Source organism: Janthinobacterium sp. BJB446 (assembly GCF_002735655.1).
GTDB classification, from domain to species: Bacteria; Pseudomonadota; Gammaproteobacteria; order Burkholderiales; family Burkholderiaceae_D; genus Janthinobacterium; species Janthinobacterium lividum.
In genome coordinates this window covers 2988402-3015161 of sequence record NZ_PDZK01000001.1, presented here as the reverse complement: position 1 = coordinate 3015161, position 26760 = coordinate 2988402, and the positions used below count along the sequence as shown (strand labels likewise).

The following is a 26760-nucleotide window of genomic DNA, read 5'->3' as shown; positions in this document are numbered from 1 at the left end:
GGCGCCGCGTCTATTGCACTACCCGCGCCGCCTGGCTGGCGCGTGCCGGCGGTGCCACATGCTGGGCGGCAAGCAACAGGCTCGAACGTGCCGCCGCCAGTTGCGCCGTCGTGACGTCGATCGAGAACGCCACCGAGCGCTCGTGCCCGACCATCATCGGCGGGCCGAAGCGCTTGACATGCAAGCCGATCTTGCGCAGCAGTTTTTCAAAGGCGACGGTCGTGACGCCGACGTAGCACGTGATGTTGTTGTCCAGGGCGAATTCCAGTGCCTCGACCACCATGTGCGAACTGGCCAGCGAGAAGCGGTGTTCGCCGCCTTTCGACTGCTCGAAGGCGAACCGGCTGAGCTCCCAGGTATCTTCGGCGTTCGGAATGGGATTGCCTTGCAGCAATTGCGGGAAAACGGACTTGAGCATGTAGTCGCCGGTTGTCGGCAGCAGGCGCGCGCAGCCGAACAGTTTGCCGCTGATATCGCGCGCCAGCATGTACACGGGGAACAAATCATCGTATTCGTCCGATTCCATGCCGTCCGCCGTATGCACGTCCCAGTGCAGCCGTTCGCAGAACACCATGTGGCGCAGCCGGTACATGGCATGGGTGTCTTCGGGTTTCATGTTGTCGCGTGTACAGGCGCTGACAGTGATGACCATGGTTCGCTCTCCATTCAAATTTGATAATGCTTCCATATAAACATTGACTGTAGTTAACTGATACTGTAGGTTCCAACAGGTGTCTGTCCGACAATAGACGTGTCATGACACTGGCCCAGGAAGCAACGGCTGGCATCTGCGAGTAGCAACAAGGTGTTGTGGCGCCACGCCTGCTGGCGCCGTGATCAGAAAAGAGTAATGCCGATGAAATTTCCAGAAGCGATGACGGATAGAATTTCCGTTTTGAAGTCGAACGGTGTGCGTGTCGATGGCTTGCGTGCACTGGTCAAGAAAAACAGTATCTTGACCCAGCAGGATCTGGTGGTGATCGAGGCAGGCGACTTAATCGTGCGGCAACTTTGCACGGGGCGCGAAGAGACGTATGAAGTGCTAGATCCGGGATTCCACGAGAAATTTTATGATATCCGGGCGGCCTACCATATGGAGGTGCGGCGCTGCGACCGCGCCAGACGCGGCAAGCTGGCCGCGGACTGACGCGGGAAGGCTGGCGGCCGGGGGCGTGCTGCCGCCCGTGCCTGCGCTCGTCAATCTTCGTTGGGAATCAGCATCAGCAGGTCGGTGACGCCGATGTCGATGCTGCTTTGCGACAGCAGGGTGGTGGCCTGGCCCCGGTGATGCGTCTGGTGATTGAAAAAATGCATGATCAGGCTCGAATAGCGCTTGCGCGACACCATGCCTTTCATGTTGGCGTAGCCGAGCGGCTGTTCCAGGTCGTTTGGCGTCAGGTCGGCGGCCCAGCGCTGTATGGTCTGGTCCAGCGTATGGCGCAGCCTGAGCAGGCCCGTCAGGTCTTCGGCCTGCGGCTGGTTCAGTGCCGCCGGGGCGGCCGCCGCGCGGATGGCGTCGAGCGCCGGCTGGCGTGCCGGATGTCCGCAGAAACGCTTGAGCCAGATCGTATCGGCGACGACAAGGTGGTTCATCGTGCCGAAGAGGGAGCCAAAAAATGCCTTGCGGTCGGCAAAGAGCTCCTCCTGAGATAGTTGCCCAGCTGCACTATACAGTTTCTCGTTCATTACTTCATTGTAGGCGGCCATTCGGACGATATGGTCACATGTGCTCATGAGTGCTCTCTCCATGTCAGGGCTGAATTACTGCACGCAGATAGTGTATGGTTTTGCAAGAATTGGCAAGCGTGCTACGTGCGCTCGGGTCGCGCCATCGGGCCATCGCGCCAGCGTCTTGCGCTTGCTCAATTCTTGCCTCCTGCATTTCATTCCCCGCTACAGGCATTCTGTTCCCCCGTTTCCTGATTTGGTCATTGTGATCAGCCTGGCAACAGCCGTTTGGCCTATGATGGCCTGGCACATGCACGTGTGAAGTTTCCCTTCATTCATCAACCATGAGGTGTCCATGATCCGCTATGCCCTGCCTGCCCTGTTGTTTGCCGCCGTCTTGCCGGCGCACGCCCAAGCCCCTGCCAATGACACGCCGCTGATCGAGCGGGCGAAGATTTTTGGCAATCCCAGCAAGTCCGGCGGGCGCATCAGCCCGGATGGCAAGTGGCTGTCGTGGATCGCGCCGCGCGACGGCGTGCTCAATGTGTGGGTGGCGCCGGCCAGCGATCCGGCGCAAGCTCGCCCGCTGACGGAAGAAAAGGTGCGGCCCATCCGCAGCAGCTTCTGGTCGCCCGATTCGAAAACCCTGCTGTTCATCCAGGACAAGGGCGGCGATGAAAACTTCCTGCTGTACGGCGTGAACGTGGCGAGCGGCAAGCAGGTCAACTACACGCCGTTCGAGAAGACCCGCGTGCGGATAGTCCAGATCAGCAGCAAGGTGAAGGACCGCATCCTCGTCGGCATCAATAACCGCGATGCGCGCTGGCACGACGTGTACAGCCTGGACCTGGCCAGCGGCAAGCTGACCCTGGTGCAGCAGAATGATGGCTATGGCGGCTATGTCGCCGATGAACTGCTCAACTTGCGCATCGCCAGCAAGGCGCGCGCCGATGGCGGCATGACGTATTTCCGCCTGGCCGATGGCAAGGTCGAGAGCACGCCGCTGGCCGAAGTGGGCCTGGAAGATGCGCAGACCACGTCGCCGCTGGCGTTCACGGTCGATGGCAAGACCCTGTACTGGAACGATTCGCGCGGCCGCAATACTTCGGCGCTGCTGGCGCAGGACGTGGCCAGCGGCAAGAGCACGGTGGTGGCGCAAGACCCGCGCACGGATATCGCCGATGCGCTGTACGACACGCGCACGGGCCGCGTGCAGGCCTACACGGTCAATTTTCTGCAGCAGGAATATCTGCCGCTGACGAACGACCTGAAAGCCGACCTGGCCTTCCTGAAAAAAAATACCCAGGGCCAGTTCACGGTAACGTCGCGCACGGATGCCGACGATAAATGGCTGGTGGCCGTCGATGCCGTCACGGCGCCGCCATCGAGCTGGCTGTACGAACGCAAGACCAGGAAGCTCACGCGGCTGTACGTGACGCGTCCGGAACTGGAAGGCGCACCGCTGGTGCCCATGTATCCGCAGCAAATCAAGGCGCGCGACGGCCTGAACCTGGTGTCGTATCTGACCCTGCCGCAAGCATCGAAGGCGAACGCCGGCGGCACGCCATCGCAGGCGGTGCCGATGGTGTTGCTGGTGCACGGCGGCCCGTGGGCCCGCGATACGTATGGCTACAATGGCTATCACCAGTGGCTGGCCAACCGCGGCTACGCCGTGCTGTCGGTGAACTTCCGCGGCTCGACGGGCTTCGGCAAGCAATTCATCTCGGCCGGGGACCTGCAGTGGGGCCGCAAGATGCATGACGACTTGCTCGACGCGGTGCAATGGGCGGTGAAAAGCGGCGTGACCACGGCCGACAAGGTGGCCATCATGGGCGGCTCGTATGGTGGTTATGCCACCCTGGCCGGCATGGCGTTCACGCCGACGACGTTTGCCTGCGGCGTCGACATCGTCGGCCCGTCGAACCTGTTTACCTTGCTGCAAACCATACCGCCGTATTGGGAAGCGGGCAAGCAGCAGTTCTACAAGCGCATGGGCGACCCGACCACGGAAGAGGGCAAGGCGCTGCTGAAGGAACGTTCGCCGCTGAACTTTGCGCAGAATATCCAGCGCCCGCTGCTGATCGGCCAGGGCGCGAACGACCCGCGCGTCAACGTGGCTGAATCGGACCAGATCGTGGCGGCCATGGCGGCCAAGAACATCCCCGTCACGTATGTGCTGTTCCCCGACGAGGGCCATGGCTTTGCCCGGCCCGTGAACAACATCGCCTTCAATGCGGTGACGGAAAACTTCCTGGGGCAATGCCTGGCTGGCCGCGCCGAGCCCATCGGCGCCACCCTGAAGGCGTCCACCGCGCAGGTCAAGCATGGCGCGGAGTTTGCGCAGGGTTTGAAGCAAGCACTGCAGTAAAGCTGACGACAGGTGGCATGGCCTGCCGGGCAACATGCCGGCAGACCATGCTGCCCGCTGGCAAGATTTCTGCGCGGGTGGCTTGCAAGGTGACAGCCTCCGGCGTGGCGTGCGTACAACTGATGGCAGGGTACGCGAGGCCGCATTCGATGCGGTCGCTGCTGCTGCAGCGGCAGGCATGCGCCGCCAGAATTTTCCCATCCAAAGCCGTCTTTCTGTTGGCGCACCGAGCGTACTCGACAGGGAAAATGGGCGGCAAGCCCTTGCTGTTGCCTATGCAGCCTAGCCTGATGCCGCGTCCGCATGGCTTACGGCGAGCAGGTCAATAGAGCCTGCCACGCGGGTTTCTTTTCCATAATTGTTGTTGAATAAATACACTATTTTAATAACAATTGATTTTTATTAAAAAACTTCCCTATTTGATAATATTTTATAGTTGCTTTCTTTGTAAGCCGTAGTAGCATAGATTGACTTAAAGCAAGGTTTAATCATGCTGGGAAGCCACCTTGAGTCCTGTTGACGGTAGTTGTCATCGGCGTGCAGGTTTGCCTTGACCGTTATCTGCAATAGCTCCAGCGCCAAGATAAATGTATTGAGGGAAGACAAATGTTTCTAAATTTCACGAAATTTGGATGGCTATCCACGCCTGTCCGGAGTGTTGATGGCTTCATTGCCAGGGCCCATGGCGCGCCGCCTGTCCAAGGCTTGCTGCCATCGTGGCTGATGCGTTTGGCGGGAACCCTGCTGTTTGTCTTGCTATCCCTCTTTTCCAGCCAGGCTTCCGCCGCCAGTGCCTGCCCGAGTCCGCGCAACATCAGCGTGGTGGCGGGGCAAGAGTATTACGAGGATTATTCCAATTCGGCTTGTTCCCCCTTCGGCCTGACGGGCACCCTGGTGCCGCCGCAACACGGCACGCTGGAGGATTCGAACCAGACGAATGCCGTGCGCTACAGGAATACGAATCTCAGCGCGACCTCCGATACCTTCACCGTCAAGGACGATGTGGCGCAGCCCATCGTGTACAACGTCACGATCACTTCCGCCATCGTGCTGTCGCCTGCCACCGTGCCGACTGCGACGGTGGCCCAGGCTTATCCTGTGACGGCCTTGAGCGCGACGGGCGGCGCGGCGCCCTACACCTACGCGGTGACGGCTGGCAGCCTGCCTGCAGGCATGAGCCTGTCCGGCGCCGGTAGTCTGTCTGGCACGCCGACGGCGGGAGGCACGTTCAATTTCACCGTGCGGGCCACGGACTCGCTGGCTGCCAATGGCACGCGCGCTTATGCGCTGACGGTCAATGCGCCAACCATCACCGTCGCGCCGACGGTCATGCCGGCAATGACAGTCGGTCTTGCCTATAGCCAGGGCATCACTGCGGCGAACGGCACGGCCACCTATACCTATGCCATCACCGGCGGCAGCCTGCCCACGGGCTTGAGCCTGGCCGCGAACGGCACCCTGTCCGGCACGCCGACGGCGGCGGGACCGTATAACTTTACCGTCAGCGCGACCGACAGCAGCGGCGGCAGCGGCCCCTATACGGGGTCGCGCGCGTATTCCGTCACCGTGGCGGCCGGCGCGCCCGTGGCCGGCGCCGCCAGCGCCACCGTGGCCTACGGCAGCAGCACCAACCCGATCACCCTGAACCTGAGCGGCGGTGCGGCGACATCGGTGGCCGTGGCCTCCGCCGCCGGCCACGGCACGGCGACGGCCAGCGGCACCAGCATCACCTACACGCCGACGGCCGGCTACGGCGGGCCGGACAGCTTCACCTACACGGCCAGCAACGGCATCGGCACCTCGGCACCCGCCACCGTGACGATCACGGTTGGCGGCCCCACCATCACGATTGCGCCAAGCACCGTGCCCGCGGCAGCCGTGGGTAGCGCATACAGCCAGAGCGTGACGGCCGCGAACGGCACCGGGCCGTACACCTACGCCATCAGCGCCGGCGCTTTGCCGGCCGGCCTGACCTTGAATGCCTCCACCGGCACGCTGTCGGGCACCCCGACGGCGGGCGGCAGCTTCAACTTCACCGTGCGCGCCACGGACAGTTCGACTGGCAGCGGCCCATATTCTGGCGCGCGCGCCTACTCGATGACGGTGGCAGCACCAACGATCAGCATCACGCCGACGGTCATGCCGGCCATGACGGCCGGCGTCGCCTACAGCCAGTCCATCAGCGCCGCCGGCGGCACGGCCACGTATAGCTATGCCATCACCGGCGGCAGCGTCCCGACGGGCCTGAGTCTGGCGGCGGACGGCACCTTGTCCGGCACGCCGACGGCGGCGGGGCCATTCAACTTCACCGTCACCGCGACCGACAGCAGCACCGGCAGCGGCCCCTACACGGGATCGCGCGCGTATTCCGTCACCGTCGCGGCCGGCGCGCCCGTGGCCGGCAATGTCAGCACCAGCGTGGCCTATGGCAGCAGCGCCAACCCGATCACGCTGAACCTGAGCGGCGGCGTGGCGACGTCGGTGGCCGTGGCCTCCGCTGCTTCGCACGGCACGGCGACGGCCAGCGGCACCAGCATCACCTACACGCCGACGGCCGGTTACGGCGGGCCGGACAGCTTCACCTACACGGCATCCAACGGCGTGGGCACCTCGGCGCCCGCCACCGTGACGATCACGGTCGGCGGCCCTACCATCACGATTGCGCCAAGCACCGTGCCAGCAGCAAGCGTTGGGGCGGCCTACAGCCAGAACGTGACGGCCGCGAACGGTGGCGCGCCATACACCTACGCCATCAGCGCCGGCGCCTTGCCGGCCGGCCTGACCTTGAATGCCTCCACCGGCGTGCTGTCGGGTACGCCGACGGCGGGCGGCGTCTTCAACTTCACCGTGCGCGCCACGGACAGTTCGACGGGCAGCGGCCCATACTCTGGCGCGCGCGCCTACTCGATGACGGTGGCAGCACCAACGATCAGCATCACGCCGACGGTCATGCCGGCGATGACGGCCGGCGTCGCCTACAGCCAGTCCATCAGCGCCGCCGGCGGCACGGCCACGTATAGCTATGCCATCACCGGCGGCAGCGTGCCGACGGGCCTGAGCCTGGCGGCGGACGGCACCTTGTCCGGCACGCCGACGGCAGCGGGGCCATACAACTTCACCGTCACCGCGACCGACAGCAGCACCGGCAGCGGCCCCTACACGGGATCGCGCGCGTATTCCGTCACCGTAGCGGCCGGCGCGCCCGTGGCCGGCGCCGTCAGCGCCAGCCTGGCCTATGGCAGCAGCGCCACCCCGATCACGCTGAACCTGAGCGGCGGCGCGGCGACGTCGGTGGCCGTGGCCTCCGCTGCTTCGCACGGCACGGCGACGGCCAGCGGCACCAGCATCACCTACACGCCGACGGCCGGTTACGGCGGGCCGGACAGCTTCACCTACACGGCATCCAACGGCGTGGGCACCTCGGCGCCGGCCACCGTGACGATCACTGTCGGCGGTCCCACCATCACGATTGCGCCAAGCACCGTGCCTGCGGCAGCCGTGGGTAGCGCATACAGCCAGAGCGTGACGGCCGCGAACGGTGGCGCGCCATACACCTACGCCATCAGTGCCGGCACCTTGCCGGCCGGCCTGACCTTGAATGCTGCCACCGGCGTGCTGTCGGGCACGCCGACGGCGGGCGGCGTCTTCAACTTTACCGTGCGGGCCACGGACAGTTCGACGGGCAGCGGCCCGTATTCCGGCGCGCGCGCCTACTCGATGACTGTCACTGCGCCGACGATCACGGTGGCACCAACGGTGATGCCGGCGATGACAGCCGGCGTCGCCTACAGCCAGGGCATTGCCGCCGGCGGCGGCACGGCCCCGTATAGCTATGCCATCACCGGCGGCGGCGTGCCGACGGGCCTGAGCCTGGCGGCGGACGGCACCTTGTCCGGCACGCCGACGGCAGCGGGGCCATATAACTTCACCGTCACCGCCACCGACAGCAGCAGTGGCAGCGGACCTTACACGGGGTCGCGCGCCTATTCCGTCACGGTGGTGGTGGCGCCCCCGGTGGCCGGCGCCGTCAGTGCGACGGTGGCGTATGGCAGCAGCGCCAATCCGATCACCCTGAACCTGAGCGGCGGCGCGGCGACGTCGGTGGCGGTGGCTTCCGCTGCCGGCCACGGCACGGCGACGGTCAGCGGCACCAGCATTACTTACACGCCGGCGGCAGGTTATTCCGGGCCGGACAGCTTCTCCTACACGGCCAGCAATGGTGGCGGCACGTCGGCGGAAGCCATCGTGACGATCACGGTAACGCCCAGCGTGCCCGTTGCCGGCGCCGTCAGCGCGACGGTGGCGTATGGCAGCAGTGCCAATCCGATCACCCTGAACCTGAGCGGCGGCGCGGCGACGTCGGTGGCGGTAGCCTCCGCCGCGAGCCACGGCACGGCGACGGTCAGCGGCACCAGCATCACTTACACGCCGGCGGCAGGTTATTCCGGGCCGGACAGCTTCTCTTACACGGCCAGCAATGGTGGCGGCACGTCGGCGGCTGCCGTCGTGACGATCACGGTGACGCCAAGCGTGCCCATTGCCGGCGCCGTCAGCGCCAGCGTGGCATATGGCAGCAGCGCCAATCCGATCACCCTGAACCTGAGCGGCGGCGCGGCGACGTCGGTGGCGGTGGCCTCCGCCGCCGGCCACGGCACGGCGACGGTCAGCGGCACCAGCATCACCTACACGCCGACGGCAGGCTATGCCGGGCCAGACAGTTTTACCTATACGGCCAGCAATGCCGGCGGCACGTCTGCGTCAGCCACAGTGACGGTCACAGTAGGCAATCCTAGCGTCAGCCTGACACCGGCCACCTTGCCCAATCCGACGGCGGAGGCAGCCTACACTGCGACCCTGGCGGCGGCGGGCGGCACGGCGCCGTATACCTACAGCGTGACCAGCGGCACCTTGCCCGTCGGCCTGAGCCTGAATGCGGCCACCGGCGTGTTGTCCGGTACGACCAATGTGGCCGGCAGCTTCCCTGTCAGCATCAAGGTCGCGGACAGCAGCACCGGCGCGGGGGCACCGTTCAGCGCCAGCAACAGCTATACCTTGATAGTCGTTGCCCCCGTAATCTCGGTGACGCCAGGTTCGCTGGCGGCGCCGAAAGTGGCCACGGCGTATAGCCAGCAATTGTCGGCCAGCGGCGGCGTCGCTCCCTATGCCTACACGGTGTCGGCCGGCAGCCTGCCTGCGGGCCTGACGCTGAGCAGCAGTGGTCTGCTCAGCGGTACCCCAACGGCGGGCGGCAATTTCACCGTGACCGTGCAGGCGGCCGATGCGCACCAGTTCACCGGCACGCAAAGCTATACCCTGGTGGTGTCCTCGGCCACGGTCAGCCTGACGCCGGCTACCTTGCCGAATCCAATGGCGGAAGCGGTCTACACTACGACGCTGACGGCAGCGGGCGGCACGGCGCCGTACACCTTCAGCGTCAGCAGCGGTACCTTGCCCGCTGGCCTGAGCCTGAATGCGGCAACGGGCGTACTGTCCGGCACGACGAATGTGGCGGGCAGTTTCCCGTTCAGTATCAAGGTCACGGACAGCAGCACGGGCACGGGTGCGCCGTTCAGCGCCACCAACAGTTATACCGTGACCGTCGGCGCGCCGACGATCACGGTCACGCCAGCCACCTTGCCGGCGGCGACAGTGGCCACGGCGTACAGCCAGCCACTGTCGGCCAGCGGCGGCGTCGCTCCCTATGCCTACACGGTGTCGGGCGGCAGCCTGCCAGCTGGCCTCACCTTGAGCAGCAGCGGCTTGCTGAGCGGCACGCCAACGGCAGCCGGCAGTTTTACCTTGACCGTGCAGGCGGCCGATGCGCACCAGTTCACCGGCACGCAAAGCTATACCCTGGTGGTGTCTTCGGCCACGGTCAGCCTGACGCCAGCCACCTTGTCCAATCCGACGGCGGAAGCGGCCTACAGCGCGACCCTCTCGGCAGCGGGCGGCACGGCGCCGTACACCTTCAGCGTCAGCAGCGGTACCTTGCCTGCTGGCCTGAGCCTGAACGGGGCCACGGGCGTAGTGTCCGGCACGACGAATGTGGCGGGCAGCTTCCCGTTCAGCATCAAGGTCACCGATAGCAGCACGGGCGTGGGCGCGCCATTCAGCGCGACCAACAGCTATACCCTGGCAGTGGCGGCACCGGTCCTGACGCTGACGCCGGCCAGCCTGGCGCCAATCCGTGCCGGCGACGCGTACAGCCAGACATTCACGGCGGCTGGCGGCATCGCGCCGTATGCGTACTCCGTGAGCAGCGGCTCCTTGCCAACGGGCCTGGTACTCAATGCGGCGACCGGCATCGTCAGCGGCACGCCAACGGTGGCGGGCAGCTACAACTTCACCTTGCAAGCGAAGGACGCGCACCAGTTCACGGTGCAGCAAGCGTTGACCCTGCAGGTGAACCAGGCGCCGCCGCCGGTGCCGAATGAAACGGCGACCACCTCGGCCAACCAGGAAGTGAGCCTGACCATCGCTTCCACGGATGGCAGCCCGATCACCGATGTGACCATCGTCACGCCGCCGCAGCATGGGCGCGTCACGGTGGTGGCGAGCGGTGCGGCGGGGGGCGGCAGCGGCCGCTCCTTCAAGGTGACGTATGTGCCGAATGCGAACTACTTCGGTCCTGACGCCTTCAGCTACACGGCGACTGGGCCGGGCGGCACGTCCGCGCCCGCCACGATTAGTGTGACGGTGGCGCCGCAGCCGGTGCCGGTACCTGTCGCCAAGACGGTCACGGTATTGGCGGGCACGCCGGTGACCCTGCCCGTGACGCAAGGCGCCACGGGCGGGCCATTCACGGCAGTGGCCATCACGACGCAGCCGGCCAGCGGCACGGCAGTGGTGAATGGCATGGACATCGTCTACACGCCAGGCATCAATACCAGCGGCCAGATCAGCATCGGCTACACCGTGTCGAACGTGTTCGGCACCTCGGCGCCGGTGACGTCGACGATTTCCGTCAATCCGATGCCGCAGGTTGCCAGCCAGAGCGCCACGGTGGTGGCCGGCCTGACGGTCAATGTGGATCTGACGGCGGGCGCCACGGGCGGTCCGTTCACGGCGGCGAATGTACTGAGCGTGGCGCCGGCGGAGGCGGGCAAGGCGGTGGTGCGCGACGTGGGCACGGCGGGCAAGCCGTCGTACCAGCTGAGCTTTGCGGCGTCGGGCAAGTTTGCCGGCGCAGCGGTGGTCAGCTACACCCTGAGCAATGCCTTTGCCACCTCGAAGCCGGGCGTGGTCAACGTCACCGTGACGGCGCGCCGCGATCCGTCGGTCGATCCGGAAGTGATCGGCTTGCAGGCGGCGCAAGCCGATGCGGCGCGGCGTTTCGCCAGCGCGCAGCTGTCGAACTTTACGCAGCGCCTGGAAAGCCTGCATGGCGACGGCTGGGGACGTTCCAGCTTTGGCCTGAGCCTGACGCCGCCGAACGACAGCGGCAACCCGACGGCGGCGCTGGCGCGCTGGCAGGCGGACGAAGCGGACCGCGTGTTCGGCACGGCCGTGAAACCGTTCATGCGCAAGGCTTCCCTGCGCCAGCCCGATGCCGGTTTCAGCAGCGAGCGGCAACAGGTGGATGTCAGCGGTGCCACGAACGGCTTGCCGGAAATGCCGCAGCGTCCGGACACGCAGAAGCAGGCCTTGGCGCTGTGGCTCGGTGGTGCCGTGGACTTCGGCCAGCACTATGTGAATGGCCGTGACACGGGCTTCCGTTTCCGCACCAACGGCGTGAGCGTGGGTGGCGATTACCGCATCAGCGACCTGGCGACCCTGGGCGTGGGCGCCGGCTTCAGCCATGACCGCAGCGACGTGGGCCAGAACGGCAGCCGCAGCACGGCCGACAGCGCCGTGGCGGCCGTGTATGGCAGTCTGCGTCCGAGCAAGGGCGTCTTCCTTGACGGCGTGCTCGGCTACGGTACCTTGCAATACGATGCGTCGCGCTACCTTACCGATGGCAGCGGTTTCGCCACGGGTGAGCGCGACGGCAAGCAAGTGTTCGGCGCGCTGGTGGGCGGCATCGAGATGCGCCAGGAAACGTGGATGTGGTCGCCGTATGGCCGGGTGGAACTGATGTCGGCCAAGCTCGATCCGTACACGGAGAAGGCGGCGGGCATCAACGCGCTGAGCTACTTCAAGCAGACGGTGCGTTCGCGCATCGGCGCGCTGGGCGTGCGGGCCGAGGGCATCTATGTGGGTGGCCTGGGCACGTGGTTCCCGCGGGCGCGGCTCGAGTACCGGCACCAGTTCCAGGGCGCCGACGATGCGCGCCTGGCCTATGCCGACCTGGCGGCCGACGGCCCCGTGTACGTGATCCGCACGGTGCCGCAGCAGACGGGCAACTGGACGGCGGGGCTGGGCGTGAAGCTGCTGCTGTCGAACGGCATGACCATTACCCTGGACTACAACAGCAATCTGAACATGGATAGCGGGCGTAGCCAGTCGGTGATGTTCGGCATTGCCATGCCGCTCAAGTAGCGCTACGGCTCAAGGAGGTGACGCCGCGGGGCGGGAGCAGCTTGCTCCCGCCCCGCGGTGCATATGACGCCTGGTTTTTCATGTCAATGCCGTGCCAGGGCGGCAATGATTCCATTAGAATCAGGCATCGTCTTTACCACACTGCTTACGGAATGGAATACCTGGAATGATGAATGTCCTGACCCTCGAACATTTTGCCGCGCGCGTCAACGAGACGTTTATCGCGGCCGGTGACGGGAATGCCGCCTTTGTCCTGAAGGAAGTGCGCCCGTTGCCGTCAGCAACCCTGGAGGGCTTGATGCGCAAGCCGTTCAGCCTGCTGTTTCACAATAGCTCTCCCATCCTGTTCAGCCAGAAAATTTTCCAGATGCAGCATGATGCGTTTGGCGAAGTGGGTATCTTTTTGGTGCCGGTGGCGCGTGACAGCCATGGCTTTCTGTACCAGGCGGTGTTTAACTGAGGCCGGTACGGGGAGAAGGGCAGGGCGGGCGCCGCGATGGCGCCGCCTGCCTGGATGCATCAAACTTAATCAAACGACGGGAATTCCCCTTGCAGGGCGATGCAGAAATTCACCGCCAGCATCGGCTGGCGGTTTTCGTGCGGCTGGCCGCCACCGGCAGCACCGATCGCGGTCGGGGACAGCGTGACATTGGGTGGCGTCGTTGGCACGAATGCGGACGTGCCGCCAAGCGCAATCAAGGCATCGCCAGCGAGCGGCGTGTTGTGCTGCAGGGCGGCCGTGGGCTGGCGATATACATTGAGTTGATGGGTGTGGTTCGGGATCTCCGTCACGTTCAACGTGACACTGTTGCTGCCGAACGTCTCGCCCATCACGCGCGGCGTCAGGCCCGGGCCTTGGCCCTGGCTGCAGGGCGCGCGTCCCGTGAAGTTGGGCAGCTGGAAGGTGTTAACCCCATCGCCTCCATACTGCGTGCCGATCAAGGAAAACAGGGCGGTATATTGCCGGATTTGCAGGGTGGCGCCATTGCAGCTGGCCCATCCGTAGGGTGTGAAATTGAAGCCGAAGACTTGTATCTCGCCAAGGTATGGTGATGTCACGGTAGGTTCTCCTGATCGATTTTAGGGGCTGCGCTTGCGTGCCGGCTGTTATTGCTGTGATGGGAAAATGCCTGCCCATGCGATGCAAAATGAGGCGGTCAGGGTTGGCATGGTGTTCTCGTGCGGCAGGTTGCCGCCTGTTGTGCCCGTGGCGGTCGTTGCCAGTGCATAGGCGGTCAGACCGGTCAGATTGCTGGTGTACATCTTGTCGTTATTCGACGGGGCCGTCAGCAGCAGATTGTTTGCTGGCACATTCGCCGTCGCCAGGGTGCTGTTCACATTGAACGGGTGCGTATGCGAAGGAAGCTGGGTTGCCAGCAAGGTCACCGATTCGCTGCCGCTTCGTTGCCCGATGGGCCGGTTGGTCAGGCCGGGACCGGTGCCCATATGCAGGGGAACCTGGCCGCGCAGGTCGGGCACGGCGAAAGTGTTGACGCCGTCGCCGCCGTAGGTGGTGCCCAGCAGGGTGAACAGTACTTCATTATTGGCGATCGGTTTCAGGCTGCCGTCGCAGGCGAACCATCCAGTGGGAATGCGGGGAAAGGCAAACAGGCGAATTTCGCCGACATAGGGTGTGGTCATGACTATGCTCCGTAAGAAATGGCTGATTCGTTAGTTGCGCGACGGGAAGATACCGCTCAAGGCGATATTGAAGTTGATGACCGAGAACGGCTGCATATTGTTATGCGACTGGTTGCCGCCGGTCAACGCCAGGGTTTGGTTGGAGAGGGTAACTTGCGGTCCGGCCGAACCATAGATGGATTCCGCGCCGCTGCCGCCAAACAGGGTATTGGTGGGATTTTTCGACGTGCCGGGCGTCGTTACCGTATTGGCCGCATGCGTGTGCGGCGGCATCTGTGTCGATATCAAGGTGACAGCCTCGGTCCCCGCCCGCGTACCGATCGGGTAGGGGGAAGGTTGCCAGGCGCCATCGACAGAACTACCGGCACCGACAGGGGTACTGCCTTGCAAGTTAGGCAAGGCAAAGGTGGTGGTGCCATTGCCGCCGTAGTAGGTACCCAGCAGTGCAAACAGCGCCTGATTTTGCGCAACGGGCAGCAATTGGCCGTTACATGCCGCAAATCCACGCGGCGCAAAATTGAAGCCGCCCATCATGATTTGTCCTAGATACACATCAGCCATCATCGTTCTCCCACGGTTGAATGCAATTAAATTTCAAATGGGAAATATTTTCCATTTGCAACCAATATTGCGTTTTAAAAAACCCTTTTTGTTATAGTTACTTTATTGAAATCTCGGGTTAGCATACGTTGTCATATGGCAAGCGTCAACATCTGTTGGCACTGTAGAAGAGCCTGGATAGGCATCGCTTGCAGCCTGAATTCATGTGCATTTTTTGTTTAAAAAACACTGTATTGGAGAAATTATGTTGCGCACTTGCAACGATATCGGCGCCCGTCCGGCACTTTCTTTTCTGCTTTCCTTTTTTGCCGGAAACAAGGGGCGAATGCCAAACAGTGCCGCTGAAAGGTCGCCAGTATCCGGCCGTTTCGTGCAGTGGCTTGCCTCGCTGTGCCTGCTGATGCTGGCGTTCGGCATCACGCCCGCGCAGGCGGCGGGCCCGAGCCTTATCTGCCCTCCGAATCAGAGTTTTACAGTTGCCTCGGGTGCCTCGTACATCATCGACCTGTCGAGCTGCAATACTTTTGGCCTGAACGATAATGCCGCCACGGCATTGCACGGCACGATTACCGGCCTCACCAACAATCAGGACAACAAGGCGACCTATACCAATAATGGAGATGGCGCGCTGTCCGATACGTTTGTGCTGCTCGATGAGTCGCAAGGAGAGATCACTTTTATGGTGACCGTCTTGCCCGCGGCGGCTGCCTTCACCGTGGCGCCCGGCAGTTTGACGGCACCCGTGATTGGCGTGCCCTACAGCCAGGGCATGTCGGCGAGCGGCGGCGTGGCCCCCTATACCTACGCGTTTGATTCAGGCACCTTGCCACCTGGCATCACCGTGTCGTCGAGCGGCGTGATTTCCGGCACCGTGACGGCTACCGGCTCCTTTGCGTTTGGCGTCAAGGTCACCGATTCGACGGCAGGCACGCCGCAGGTGGTCATCAAGAATTATTCCGTGACGGTCGCCATCCCTACCTTGTCCATCACGCCCACCACCCTGGCGGCAGGCGGGCTGTCGGCGCCCTACAGCCAGCAGATGTCCACTTTGAATGGCACTGCGCCCTTTACCTATGTGGTGGAGTCGGGCAGTTTGCCGCCTGGCCTGAGCCTGTCCTCCAGCGGCTTGTTATCGGGTACGCCGAGCGCCCTGGGCACCTATAACTTTGTGATCAAGTCGACGGATGTCACGGGCGGCAATGGACCGTACAACACGTCCAGAAGCTATTCCCTGGTGATCAACGCCCAGCCGCCGCCGACCATCACCGGCGTGTCGCCTGCATCCGGCCCTGCGACCGGCGGCACGGCCGTCACCATTACTGGTACCGGCTTTACGGGCGTTACGGCGCTGAAGTTTGGCGCCAATAATGGCGTCTCCGTCACCGTCGTCAATGCCACGACCATAACCGCCACGTCGCCTTCCGGTAGCGCTGGCACCGTGAACGTGACCGTCACCGCGACTGGCGGCACCAGCGCCACCGGCGCTGCCAACCAGTTCACGTATATTCCTGCGCCAACGGTCACCAGCATTTCGCCCACGGCAGGTCCTGCCGCTGGTGGCACGAGCGTCACCATTACGGGCACGGGGTTTACCGGCGCTACAGCGGTGACCTTCGGCGCCACGGCAGCCACCGGCTTCACGGTCAACAGCGCCACGCAGATCACGGCCACGGCGCCTGCCGGTACCGGTACGGTGGACGTGCGCGTCACCACGACGGGCGGTACCAGCGCCACCAGCGGGGCGGACCAGTACACCTTTGTGGCGGTACCGACGGTGACGAGCATTTCGCCCACGGCCGGCCCGGCCACCGGCGGCACCACCGTCACCATCACCGGCACGGGTTTTGGCAGCACCACGGCGGTGACCTTCGGCGCCACGGCGGCCACCGGCTACACGGTCAACAGCGCCACGCAGATCACGGCCACGGCGCCAGCGGGCACGGGTACGGTCGACGTGCGCGTCACTACGGCGGGCGGCACCAGCGCCACCAGCGCCGCCGATCAATTTACCTATGTGGCACGGCCGGTGGTGAGCAGCATTTCGCCCACTTCAGGACCTACTACCGGCGGCGCCACGGTCATCATCACCGGCTCGAATTTTAGCGGCACGACAGCCGTGACGTTCGGCGCCACGGCGGCCACCGGCTACACCGTCAACAGCGCCACGCAGATCACGGCCACGGCGCCGGCCGGCAGCGCTGGCACGGTGGACGTGCGCGTCACTTCGGTGGGCGGCACCAGCGCCACCAGTGCCAACGATCAGTTTACCTACGTGACGCTGCCTGCGGTCAGCAGCATTTCGCCGACAGCGGGCCCGGCCACCGGCGGCACGAGCGTCATCATCACGGGTACGGGCTTCAGCGGCACCACGGCGGTGACGTTTGGCGCCACGGCGGCGAGCGGCTTTACGGTCAACAGCACCACGCAGATCACGGCGACGGCGCCAAGCGGCACGGGCACGGTGGACGTGCGCGTCACCACGACGGGCGGCACCAGCGCCACCAGCGCGGCCGATCAATATACCTATGTGGCGGCACCGGTGGTCAGCAGCATTTCGCCGACGGCCGGTCCGGCTACCGGCGGCACCACGGTCACCATCAGCGGTTCGAATTTCAGCGGCGCGACAGCCGTGACCTTCGGCGCCACGGCGGCCACGGGCTTTACCGTCAACAGCGCCACGCAGATCACGGCGACGGCGCCCGCAGGCACGGGTACCGTGGACGTGCGCATCACCACTGCTGGCGGCACCAGCGCCACCAGTGCAGCGGACCAGTTTACGTATGTGGCCGCACCGGCGGTGAGCAGCATTTCGCCTGCCACGGGTCCTGCTACCGGCGGCACCACGGTCACCATCACGGGCTCGAATTTGGGCGGTGCGACTGCCGTGACGTTCGGCGCCACGGCGGCCACTGGCTTCACCGTCAACAGCGCCACGCAGATCACGGCGACGGCGCCAAGCGGCACGGGCACGGTGGATGTGCGCGTGACCACGGCGGGTGGTACCAGCGCCACCGGCGCGGCGGACCAGTTCACCTATTTCGGTGCGCCAGTTGCGGGTGGTTCCAGCGCCACGGTGGCGTACGGCAGCAGCGCCACCCCGATCCCTTTGTCACTTGGCGGCGGCACGGCGACCTCGGTGGCCATCGCCTCCAGCGCTTCGCACGGCACGGCGACGGCCAGCGGCACCAGCATCACCTACACGCCGACGGCCGGCTATGGCGGCCCTGACAGCTTCACCTACACGGCCACCAATATCGTCGGTACTTCGGCGCCGGCCACCGTGACCATTACGGTGGGCGTGGCAACGGTAACTGTCGTGGAAACCAGCGTATCGGGTGCAACAGTCGGCACGGCATACAGCCAGACTCTGACGGCCGCAGGTGGCACGTCGCCTTACACCTACACGATCAGCGCAGGCGCCTTGCCGGCAGGCCTCAGCCTGTCCAGCGGCGGGATACTTTCAGGCACGCCGACGGCTGCCGGTACTTTCAATTTCACCGTGCGCGCCCAGGATAGTTCGACGGGCAGCGGCCCGTATGCCGGCACGCAGGCCTACTCGCTGACGGTGGCGGCGCCAACGATCTCGGTAGCGCCGCCTGCCTTGCCTGCAATGACGGCCGGCGTCGCTTTCAGCCAGGCCATTACCTCCACCGGCGGGACGGCAGCATATAACTATGCCGTCACTGCGGGCAGTTTGCCGACGGGTCTGAGTCTGGCGGCGGACGGCACCTTGTCCGGCACGCCGGCAGCAGCGGGCGCGTACAGCTTTACCGTCACCGCCACCGACAGCAGCACCGGCGCAGGCGCTCCCTTCTCGGGCTCACGCGCCTATTCCGGCAGCGTGGCACCGGGTGCGCCCATTGCCGGCAATGTCAGCGCCACGGTGGCCTACGGCAGCAGCGCCACCCCGATCGCCTTGAGCCTGAGCGGCGGTGTGGCGACCTCGGTAAGCGTGTCCTCCGGCGCCTCGCATGGCACGGCGACGGCCAGCGGCACCAGCATTACATATACGCCGACGGCCGGTTATGGCGGGCCAGACAGCTTTACCTACACGGCCACCAACGGCATCGGCACCTCGGCGGTGGCCACCGTGAGCATCACGGTGGCCACGCCGACCGTGACGATTGTGCAAACCAGCGTAGCTGGTGCAACAGTCGGCACGGCCTACAGCCAGACCCTGACGGCCGCGAACGGCCTGGCACCGTACGCCTACGCGATCAGCGCCGGTGTATTGCCGGCCGGCGTGAGCCTGTCGAATGCCGGTCTGCTGGCTGGCACGCCGACGGCGGGCGGCACCTTCAACTTCACCGTGCGGGCCACGGACAGTTCGACGGGCAGCGGTCCATATGCGGGCGCGCGCGCCTATTCGCTGACGGTGGCGGTACCGGCGATCAGCATCGCGCCGGCGGCCTTGCCGGCCATGACGGCCGGCGTCGCCTTCAGCCAGGGCGTCACCGCCACGGGCGGCACGGCGCCGTATGGCTATGCCGTGACAGCTGGCAGTCTGCCGACGGGCCTGAGCCTGGCGGCGGACGGTACCGTGTCCGGCACGCCGACGGTGGCGGGCGCCTACAGCTTCAGCATCACCGCCACAGACAGCAGCACCGGCAGCGGACCGTATACAGGCGTGCATGCCTATTCCGGCACGGTGGCGATCGCCGTGCCCGTGGCCAGCGCCGTCACCACGACGGTGGCCTACGGCAGCAGCGCCAACCCGGTTCCATTGAACCTGGGCGGCGGCGCGGCGGCCTCCGTGGCAGTGGCGTCGCTACCCGCTCACGGCACGGCGACGGCCAGCGGTACCGGCATCACGTATACGCCGACGACCGGCTACGGCGGCAGCGACAGCTTTACCTATACGGCCACGAATGCCAGCGGTACCTCGGCGCCGGCCACCGTGACAGTCACCGTGGGCGCGCCGACGGTCAGCTTGACGCCGGCCACCTTGCCCAATCCCGTGGCGGAAACCCCCTACAGCGTCAGCGTCATGGCGACGGGCGGGATGGCGCCGTACACCTACAGCGTGACCAGCGGCAGCCTGCCTGCCGGCTTGAGCCTGAACACTGCCACGGGTGTGCTGTCCGGCACGACGAATGTGGCCGGCAGCTTTACCTTCAGCCTGCGCGCCAGCGACAGCAGCACGGGCACGGGTGCGCCGTTCAGCGCTACCAACAGTTATACCGTGGCCGTCGGCGCGCCGACGATCACGCTCACGCCGGCCACCTTGCCGGCGGCGACAGTGGCCACGGCGTACAGCCAGCCACTGTCGGCCAGCGGCGGTGTCGCTCCCTATGCCTACACGGTGTCGGGCGGCAGCCTGCCAGCTGGCCTCACCTTGAGCAGCAGCGGTTTGCTGAGCGGCACGCCAACGGCCGCCGGCAGTTTTACCGTGACCGTGCAGGCGGCCGATGCGCACCAGTTCACCGGCACGCAAAGCTATACGCTGGTGGTGTCTTCGGCGACGGTCAGCCTGACGCCAGCGGCCTTGTCCAATCCGACGGCGGAAGCGGCCTACACTACGACGCTGACGGCAGCGGGCGGCACGGCGCCGTACACCTTCAGCGTCAGCAGCGGTACCTTGCCTGCTGGCCTGAGCCTGAACGGGGCCACGGGCGTACTGTCCGGCACGACGAATGTGGCGGGCAGCTTCCCGTTCAGCATCAAGGTCACGGACAGCAGCACGGGCGTGGGCGCGCCATTCAGCGCGACCAACAGCTATACCCTGGCAGTGGCGGCACCGGTCCTGACACTGACGCCGGCCAGCCTGGCGGCAATCCGTGCCGGCGACGCGTATAGCCAGACATTCACGGCGGCCGGCGGCATCGCGCCGTATGCGTACTCCGTGAGCAGCGGCGCCTTGCCAACGGGCCTGGTGCTCAATGCGGCGACCGGCATCGTCAGCGGCACGCCAACGGTGGCGGGCAGCTACAACTTCACCTTGCAAGCGAAGGACGCGCACCAGTTCACGGTGCAGCAAGCGTTGACCCTGCAGGTAAACCAGGCGCCGCCGCCGGTGCCGAATGAAGCGGCGACGACGTCAGCCAACCAGGAAGTGAGCCTGACCATCGCTTCCACGGATGGCAGCCCGATCACGGATGTGACCATCGTCACGCCGCCGCAGCATGGGCGCGTCACGGTGGTGGCGAGCGGCGCGGCGGGGGGCGGCAGCGGCCGCTCCTTCAAGGTGACGTATGTGCCGAATGCGAACTACTTCGGTCCTGACGCCTTCAGCTACACGGCGACCGGGCCGGGCGGCACGTCCGCGCCCGCGACGGTCAGTGTGACGGTGGCGCCGCAGCCGGTGCCGGTACCTGTCGCCAAGACGGTCACGGTATTGGCGGGCACGCCGGTGACCCTGCCCGTGACGCAAGGCGCCACGGGTGGCCCGTTCACGGCAGTGGCCATCACGACGCAGCCGGCCAGCGGCACGGCAGTGGTGAATGGCATGGACATCGTCTACACGCCAGGCATCAATACCAGCGGCCAGATCAGCATCGGCTACACCGTGTCGAACGTGTTCGGCACTTCGGCGCCGGTGACGTCGACGGTTTCCGTCAATCCGATGCCGCAGGTGGCCAGCCAGAGCGCCACGGTGGTGGCCGGCCTGACGGTCACGGTCGACCTGACGGCGGGCGCCACGGGCGGTCCGTTCACGGCGGCGAATGTGCTGAGCGTGGCGCCGGCGGAGGCGGGCAAGGCGGTGGTGCGCGACGTGGGCACGGCGGGCAAGCCGTCGTACCAGCTGAGCTTTGCGGCGTCGGGCAAGTTTGCCGGCGCCGCCGTGGTCAGCTACACCCTGAGCAATGCCTTTGCCACCTCGAAGCCGGGCGTGGTCAACGTGACGGTGACGGCGCGCCGCGATCCGTCGGTCGATCCGGAAGTGATCGGCTTGCAGGCGGCGCAAGCCGATGCGGCGCGGCGTTTCGCCAGTGCGCAGCTGTCGAACTTCACGCAGCGCCTGGAAAGCCTGCATGGCGACGGCTGGGGACGTTCCAGCTTCGGCCTGAGCCTGACGCCGCCGAACGACAGCGGCAACCCGACGGCGGCGCTGGCGCGCTGGCAGGAGCAGGAAGCGGATCGCGTGTTCGGCACGGCCGTGAAACCGTTCATGCGCAAAGCGTCCCTGCGCCAGCCCGATGCCGGTTTCAGCAGCGAGCGGCAACAGGTGGATGTCAGCGGCGCCACGAACGGCTTGCCGGACATGCCGCAGCGTCCGGACACGCAGAAGCAGGCCCTGGCGCTGTGGCTGGGCGGTGCCGTGGACTTCGGCCAGCACTATGTGAATGGCCGCGACACGGGCTTCCGTTTCCGCACCAACGGCGTGAGCGTGGGTGGCGATTACCGCCTCAGCGACCTGGCGACCCTGGGCGTGGGCGCCGGTTTCAGCCATGACCGCAGCGACGTGGGCCAGAACGGCAGCCGCAGCACGGCCGACAGCGCCGTGGCGGCCGTGTATGGCAGCCTGCGTCCGAGCAAGGGCGTCTTCCTTGACGGCGTGCTCGGCTACGGTACCCTGCAATACGATGCGTCGCGCTACCTTACCGATGGCAGCGGTTTCGCCACGGGTGAACGCGACGGCAAGCAAGTGTTCGGCGCCGTCGTCGGCGGTATCGAGATGCGCCACGACACCTGGATGTGGTCGCCATATGGCCGCGTGGAACTGATGTCGGCCAAGCTCGATCCGTACACGGAGAAGGCGACGGGCATCAACGCGCTGAGCTACTTCAAGCAGACGGTGCGTTCGCGCATCGGCGCGCTGGGCGTGCGGGCCGAGGGCATCTATGTGGGTGGCCTGGGCACGTGGTTCCCGCGTGCGCGGCTCGAGTACCGGCACCAGTTCCAGGGCGCCGACGATGCGCGCCTGGCCTATGCCGACCTGGCGGCCGACGGTCCCGTGTACGTGATCCGCACGGTGCCGCAGCAGACGGGCAACTGGACGGCGGGGCTGGGCGTCAAACTGCTGCTGTCGAACGGCATGACCATTACCCTGGACTACAACAGCAATCTGAACATGGATAGCGGGCGTAGCCAGTCGGTGATGTTCGGCATTGCCATGCCGCTCAAGTAATCAGTTAGCTTTCAGGCCAGCCCTGATCGCCGGCCCGGAGTCCATCCGGTCCGGCGATTTTTTTTTGGCTATGTCAGCGTGAGGAGCGGGGACTGTTCCATCGCCGCCACCACCTGCAGCAAGGTGTCGCCAAAGCCGCCGCGTGCCCTGGCATGGCGGCGGGCACTGGTCGTGACGCGCGGCGCGGCGCTCCAGGCGATGTGCGCACCGGATTCTTGCAGGGCTGCCACCATGGCCACGTCTTCGCTGCATGCCAATGGCGCGAAGCCGCCGGCGCGCAGGTAGGCACTGGCGCGTACGCCGAAGTTGGCACCATGGATGTGGCGGTGGCCGTCGGCGTCGGTGTAGGTGCGGGCGTAGTGTTCACGCAGCGCATCGGCGTTGGCCCCGTGCGGCGACCAGTCGTCCACGGCCACCGTGCCGCAGACGGCATCGGCGTTCAAGCCCAGCTGGGTGCTCAGCCAGGAGGGCGAGACGCGCGTGTCCGCATCCGTAAATGCCAGCCAGCGTGCGCCTTGCTGCAGCAGCAGCTGCGCGCCGGCGGCGCGTGCGGCGCCCACGTTATGGGCATTGACGGCGATGCAGTCGAGGCGCCAGCGCAGGTCTGCCTGCATGGCGTGCGCCAGCACGATGCGCTGCGACTGGTCGCTGCAGGCGTCGAGCACGATGACGATGCTGACGGCTTCGCCAGACAGCAGCGGGCAGGTGGCGGCAAAGCGCAGCGCCGCCAGGCAGTCGCCCAGGCACGCTTCCTCGTCATGTACGGGAACGACCACGCCTATCATGCGAAGCCCTCGCGTTGCGCCACCGAGCGCGCATCGTTCGACCAGATCTCCAGCAGGAAGTCGGTTTCTTCGTGGCGCAGCACCCGGTGCAGACCGTGCGCGTCCTGGAAGACAGCATGCACGCGCACGGTCGAGATGATGCGCTGCGCAAACGGCGCGCGCCAGTGGCAGGCGACGATGCTGCCGCCCGGCGCCAGGCTGGCGATGCTGTGTTCGACCACGCGCGCCAGTTCTTCCGGCGACAGGTAATAGGCGATCTCGCTGAAGACGATCAGGTCGAATTTCCCGGCGCCGGGCGGGATGCGCGGCCAGTCCTGCGGCAGCCGGTGCTGTGCCAGGGTGACATGCGCATCCTGTTCCGCGTCCTGCAGGCGCTGGCGGGCCAGGCGCAACGCTTCGGCCGAGAGATCGGCCGACAGCAGGCGCTCGCAGCGCCGTGCCAGTTCGACCGTCAATTCGCCGTTGCCGCAGCCCGGTTCATACGCGTGGCGGTAGCGCTGCTGCGGCAGGCTGGCCAGCAGCAGGGCCCGCTTGCGTTCCTCGTACCAGCGCTGGCGCACCAGCCACGGATCGGCATCCTGGCGGTACAGCTGTTCGAAATAGCTGCCGCGCTGGTCGTCTGGCATGGACGAGGCGCTCATAGAAAATACACTTCGCAGGCGTGCAGCAGGCGCTGCAAGGCATCGCCAGCCACGATGGCGGGACGGCCGGTAGACGGATCGGCATCCATCTGGCTGGCGAAGCAGCGCAGGGCGGCGCGCTTGCGCTGCAGGATCGGGTCCGGCAATGGCAGGCGATGCGCGCGGTGCCATGGTACGCGCGCATCGCCGGGCGCGGCCCAGTGCCAGCCCCAGACGGGCATTTCCACCAGGGTGGCGCCGCTGGCCGAGCATGCCGCAGCGCAGGACCAGCCACAGGCTTCATGGTCCGGGTGGCCATCCAGGCGCCAGGTGGTAAACACCGTGTCGCCGGGACGCAACTGCGCTGCCAGGGTCGTGCTCAGCTGCGGCGTCATGGTTTCTCCACTGCCGTCGGGCAGGTGCAGGCGCAGCCACGCGGGCGACGCCAGCCCCAGTACCTGCAGCGCCTGCGCGGATTCCTGCGGACGCACGCGGCGCAGGCGTTCCTGCGGCCAGAGTGGGGAGCCCGGGTGGCTGGCGTCGCCATCGGTGACAGCGACGAACAGCAGTTCGCTGCCCTGCGCCGCCAGCAGCTGCAGCAAGCCGCCGCAGGCGAGGATTTCATCGTCGGGATGGGGCGCGACGATGACGGCGCGCGATCCCGGCGGCACCAGTGTGTGGGCGCCGATGGCGGGGATGTCGTTCAGCCCCGGCCAGGATAGCCAGACGTCGTCCGGCGTGCCGCGGCCTTCGATGCGGCGCGCATGCGTATCGGGATGGGCGGGCATGTCAGAGCGCCCAGGGATGGTCTTCGGCACCGGCGACGATGCCGCCCAGCACGGCCTGATCGCGTTCCGCATGGCTTTGGCGCAGGAAGACGGGCAAGTCGGCCACCAGGCGGGCGAAGCGGGCATCGCGGCACAGGGGGCCGGCGCCGAGGGCGCGCGTGGCCAGGTGCAGGACCAGGGTGGCGGCATCTTCCACCGCCAGGCGCAGGCGCAGCGCCAGGCCCATGACGTCGCGCTGCGGCTGTGCGTCGATTTCGGCGGCGCCTTCGCGCAGCAGGGCGCCGGCGGCGCGCAGCGCGCAATCGATTTTCCCCAGTTGCGCCAGGCGGACGGGATCGGGGGCGGCGTGCTGCGCGCGCGCATGCAGGTGGCTGGCGACGGCGCAGGCCGCGCCATACCAGGCGGCCGCGATGCCGGCGCCGCCATGCCAGAAACCGGGGCGCTGCAGATACGCGCCCGGCGCACCCACGGGAAAGGCGCGCGCGGCGGAAAAGGTCACGTCGACGCTGGCGCAGGCGAGCATGCCGACGGCTTGCCAGCCTTCGTCCGTGACGTGCACACCCGGCTGCGACAGGGCCACGGAGGCCAGGCAAGCCTGGCCGTCCTCATTCCAGCAGCTGATCAAGGCGTGGCTGAGGCCATTCGCGCCGGAACACCATGCCTTGCGTCCATCGAGCACATAGCGGCCATCGGCTGCCTGCTGCAAGCGGACGCGCGCGCCCGGCATTTCCGCACACCAGACACCCCAGCTGCTGCCGGCCGGCACGCCGGGGCCATCGATTTCCGCCAGGATGGCGAGCGCATCGGTATGGCCTTCATACAGCTTGAGCAGGGAGAGGTCGATGGCGGCGATGGCGGCCAGCATTTGCCAGCGCTGCAGAGTGGCGCCGTGGCCGGGCAGGGGCAGCTGGTCCAGTCCCGCCTCGCGCAAGCGGCGCAAGCCTTCGACGGGGGAGAAAGTGCTGTCGTGTGGCCGCAGCAAGGCGGTCAGCTCGGCGTGGGATGGCAGCGTAAAGGCGGTGGGCGACATGGCAAGCTCCTGTTTTTCAACAGAATAGCTTTCTATTTTCGCAATGTATGTTCGGTTCTACACATATGTTCGCTAACGGACCCGAGGCGCTGAAGCTGCGGGGCCACGGGCTCCGCAGCAAGTTACGCGCTTATTTTTTTACATACAGCATGTCTGGTTCATAAGCGGTGCCGTTATGCGAGAAGGTGTAGAGGTTGTTGTCGCGCAAGACGATGCCACCTTTGATGGTTTGCGCCGGGCGCATGCCTTCGTCGAGCAGGCAGGTGGAGCCGCCTTCATATTCGATGCACCATTGCTGTTTGCCATCTTTCTTCACGTATTGCACGCCAGGGCCCGTGACGTTGAATGCATAGGCGGGAATGGACAGGTTCAGCTTGTCGATGCGCACGTTGCTCGCGGCACCATTTTCCGTCAGTTTGACCAAAACGTCGACCACGCCATCCGGTGTCGCGCTGATCTTTGCCGTCATGGTTTCCGTCCCCAGCAAGGTGCCGCCGCAGCCGGTCTTGAGATAGATTTCGGTGGTGGAGCTGAGTTCCATGGCGCCGCTGCCATCGGCTTTGGCTGCGACGACCATGATCTCGCGCTCGTGTCCATCGCATGGCGCTTGCCAGGTACCGACATAGGGAGCCAGCGCCGATCCCGCATTGGAATTGCCTGCATCGCCGCTGCCGCCGCCACCGCCGCAACCTGCCAGCAGTGCGGTGCTTGATGCCAATAAGACTGCCACTATTTTTTTCATGCCCCATCCTT

At 65.7% G+C, this 26760-nt stretch carries 15 protein-coding genes; 5 read left to right on the top strand and 10 right to left on the bottom strand.

Annotation, left to right across the window (positions count from 1 at the left end; all coding sequences use genetic code 11):
* Positions 1 to 10: 10 nt before the first annotated feature.
* On the bottom strand, positions 11 to 652 hold the full coding sequence (locus tag CSQ92_RS13360) for an acyl-homoserine-lactone synthase (protein ID WP_070260280.1): 642 nt from the start codon (positions 650 to 652) through the stop codon (positions 11 to 13).
* 198 nt (positions 653 to 850) lie between these two features.
* On the opposite strand from CSQ92_RS13360, the gene CSQ92_RS13355 reads away from it, so the two are divergent.
* Positions 851 to 1147 carry a hypothetical protein gene (locus CSQ92_RS13355; RefSeq protein WP_070260281.1) on the top strand — a complete coding sequence of 99 codons (297 nt, stop codon included), beginning with the start codon at positions 851 to 853 and terminating at the stop codon, positions 1145 to 1147.
* Positions 1148 to 1197: 50 nt separating this feature from the next.
* Here the strand turns inward: CSQ92_RS13355 and CSQ92_RS13350 are convergent, their stop codons facing one another.
* Positions 1198 to 1707, bottom strand: a complete 510-nt coding sequence (locus CSQ92_RS13350) for a DinB family protein (protein ID WP_306532428.1) — start codon at positions 1705 to 1707, stop codon at positions 1198 to 1200.
* 316 nt (positions 1708 to 2023) lie between these two features.
* On the opposite strand from CSQ92_RS13350, the gene CSQ92_RS13345 reads away from it, so the two are divergent.
* From CSQ92_RS13345 to CSQ92_RS13335, 3 genes are all read left to right on the top strand, one after another.
* Complete coding sequence (locus CSQ92_RS13345; RefSeq protein WP_099394323.1) at positions 2024 to 4036, top strand: S9 family peptidase; 2013 nt, start codon at positions 2024 to 2026, stop codon at positions 4034 to 4036.
* Positions 4037 to 4759: 723 nt separating this feature from the next.
* Positions 4760 to 12514 carry a putative Ig domain-containing protein gene (locus CSQ92_RS13340; RefSeq protein ID WP_180277007.1) on the top strand — a complete coding sequence of 2585 codons (7755 nt, stop codon included), beginning with the start codon at positions 4760 to 4762 and terminating at the stop codon, positions 12512 to 12514.
* Positions 12515 to 12680: 166 nt separating this feature from the next.
* Entirely contained in the window at positions 12681 to 12974 is a 294-nt protein-coding gene (locus CSQ92_RS13335) for a DUF6916 family protein (protein ID WP_240317700.1), read from the top strand.
* Positions 12975 to 13039: 65 nt separating this feature from the next.
* On the opposite strand, the gene CSQ92_RS13330 is transcribed toward CSQ92_RS13335, so the two are convergent.
* The 3 genes from CSQ92_RS13330 to CSQ92_RS13320 are packed head-to-tail and all read right to left on the bottom strand — an operon-like array spanning position 13040 to position 14689.
* Positions 13040 to 13573 carry a phage tail protein gene (locus CSQ92_RS13330; protein ID WP_034785964.1) on the bottom strand — a complete coding sequence of 178 codons (534 nt, stop codon included), beginning with the start codon at positions 13571 to 13573 and terminating at the stop codon, positions 13040 to 13042.
* A 48-nt stretch (positions 13574 to 13621) separates the two neighbouring features.
* Positions 13622 to 14155, bottom strand: coding sequence for a phage tail protein (locus CSQ92_RS13325; RefSeq protein WP_092606337.1), 534 nt, complete (start codon positions 14153 to 14155; stop codon positions 13622 to 13624).
* Positions 14156 to 14185: 30 nt separating this feature from the next.
* Complete coding sequence (locus CSQ92_RS13320) at positions 14186 to 14689, bottom strand: phage tail protein (RefSeq protein WP_240317701.1); 504 nt, start codon at positions 14687 to 14689, stop codon at positions 14186 to 14188.
* A 397-nt stretch (positions 14690 to 15086) separates the two neighbouring features.
* Between CSQ92_RS13320 and CSQ92_RS13315 the strand changes: the two genes are divergently transcribed.
* A complete protein-coding gene (locus tag CSQ92_RS13315) occupies positions 15087 to 22784 on the top strand; it encodes a putative Ig domain-containing protein (RefSeq protein WP_180277006.1) in 7698 nt (2565 codons plus the stop codon).
* Between the two features lie 68 nt (positions 22785 to 22852).
* Here the strand turns inward: CSQ92_RS13315 and CSQ92_RS13310 are convergent, their stop codons facing one another.
* The 5 genes from CSQ92_RS13310 to CSQ92_RS13290 form a co-directional block, all read right to left on the bottom strand.
* Entirely contained in the window at positions 22853 to 23569 is a 717-nt protein-coding gene (locus CSQ92_RS13310) for a glycosyltransferase (protein WP_034789143.1), read from the bottom strand.
* On the bottom strand, positions 23566 to 24210 hold the full coding sequence (locus CSQ92_RS13305; protein ID WP_257219208.1) for a class I SAM-dependent DNA methyltransferase: 645 nt from the start codon (positions 24208 to 24210) through the stop codon (positions 23566 to 23568). Before CSQ92_RS13305 ends, CSQ92_RS13310 begins: the two co-directional genes overlap by 4 nt.
* Positions 24207 to 24977, bottom strand: coding sequence for a PIG-L deacetylase family protein (locus CSQ92_RS13300; RefSeq protein ID WP_099394320.1), 771 nt, complete (start codon positions 24975 to 24977; stop codon positions 24207 to 24209). Before CSQ92_RS13300 ends, CSQ92_RS13305 begins: the two co-directional genes overlap by 4 nt.
* Before the next feature lies 1 nt (position 24978).
* On the bottom strand, positions 24979 to 26007 hold the full coding sequence (locus CSQ92_RS13295) for an acyl-CoA dehydrogenase (protein ID WP_099388501.1): 1029 nt from the start codon (positions 26005 to 26007) through the stop codon (positions 24979 to 24981).
* Between the two features lie 130 nt (positions 26008 to 26137).
* Positions 26138 to 26749 carry a hypothetical protein gene (locus tag CSQ92_RS13290; protein ID WP_143450360.1) on the bottom strand — a complete coding sequence of 204 codons (612 nt, stop codon included), beginning with the start codon at positions 26747 to 26749 and terminating at the stop codon, positions 26138 to 26140.
* Positions 26750 to 26760: the final 11 nt, after the last annotated feature.

Excerpts from the sequence above, each read along its gene's own strand:
- CSQ92_RS13325 (WP_092606337.1), bottom strand. The coding sequence starts at position 14,155 with ATGACCACACCCTATGTCGGCGAAATTCGCCTGTTTGCCTTTCCCCGC.
- CSQ92_RS13320 (WP_240317701.1), bottom strand. The coding sequence starts at position 14,689 with ATGATGGGCGGCTTCAATTTTGCGCCGCGTGGATTTGCGGCATGTAAC.
- CSQ92_RS13345 (WP_099394323.1), top strand. The coding sequence starts at position 2,024 with ATGATCCGCTATGCCCTGCCTGCCCTGTTGTTTGCCGCCGTCTTGCCG.
- CSQ92_RS13310 (WP_034789143.1), bottom strand. The coding sequence starts at position 23,569 with ATGATAGGCGTGGTCGTTCCCGTACATGACGAGGAAGCGTGCCTGGGC.
- CSQ92_RS13305 (WP_257219208.1), bottom strand. The coding sequence starts at position 24,210 with ATGAGCGCCTCGTCCATGCCAGACGACCAGCGCGGCAGCTATTTCGAA.
- CSQ92_RS13360 (WP_070260280.1), bottom strand. The coding sequence starts at position 652 with ATGGTCATCACTGTCAGCGCCTGTACACGCGACAACATGAAACCCGAA.
- CSQ92_RS13295 (WP_099388501.1), bottom strand. The coding sequence starts at position 26,007 with ATGTCGCCCACCGCCTTTACGCTGCCATCCCACGCCGAGCTGACCGCC.
- CSQ92_RS13340 (WP_180277007.1), top strand. The coding sequence starts at position 4,760 with ATGCGTTTGGCGGGAACCCTGCTGTTTGTCTTGCTATCCCTCTTTTCC.
- CSQ92_RS13350 (WP_306532428.1), bottom strand. The coding sequence starts at position 1,707 with ATGGCCGCCTACAATGAAGTAATGAACGAGAAACTGTATAGTGCAGCT.
- CSQ92_RS13355 (WP_070260281.1), top strand. The coding sequence starts at position 851 with ATGCCGATGAAATTTCCAGAAGCGATGACGGATAGAATTTCCGTTTTG.
- CSQ92_RS13290 (WP_143450360.1), bottom strand. The coding sequence starts at position 26,749 with ATGAAAAAAATAGTGGCAGTCTTATTGGCATCAAGCACCGCACTGCTG.
- CSQ92_RS13300 (WP_099394320.1), bottom strand. The coding sequence starts at position 24,977 with ATGCCCGCCCATCCCGATACGCATGCGCGCCGCATCGAAGGCCGCGGC.
- CSQ92_RS13335 (WP_240317700.1), top strand. The coding sequence starts at position 12,681 with ATGATGAATGTCCTGACCCTCGAACATTTTGCCGCGCGCGTCAACGAG.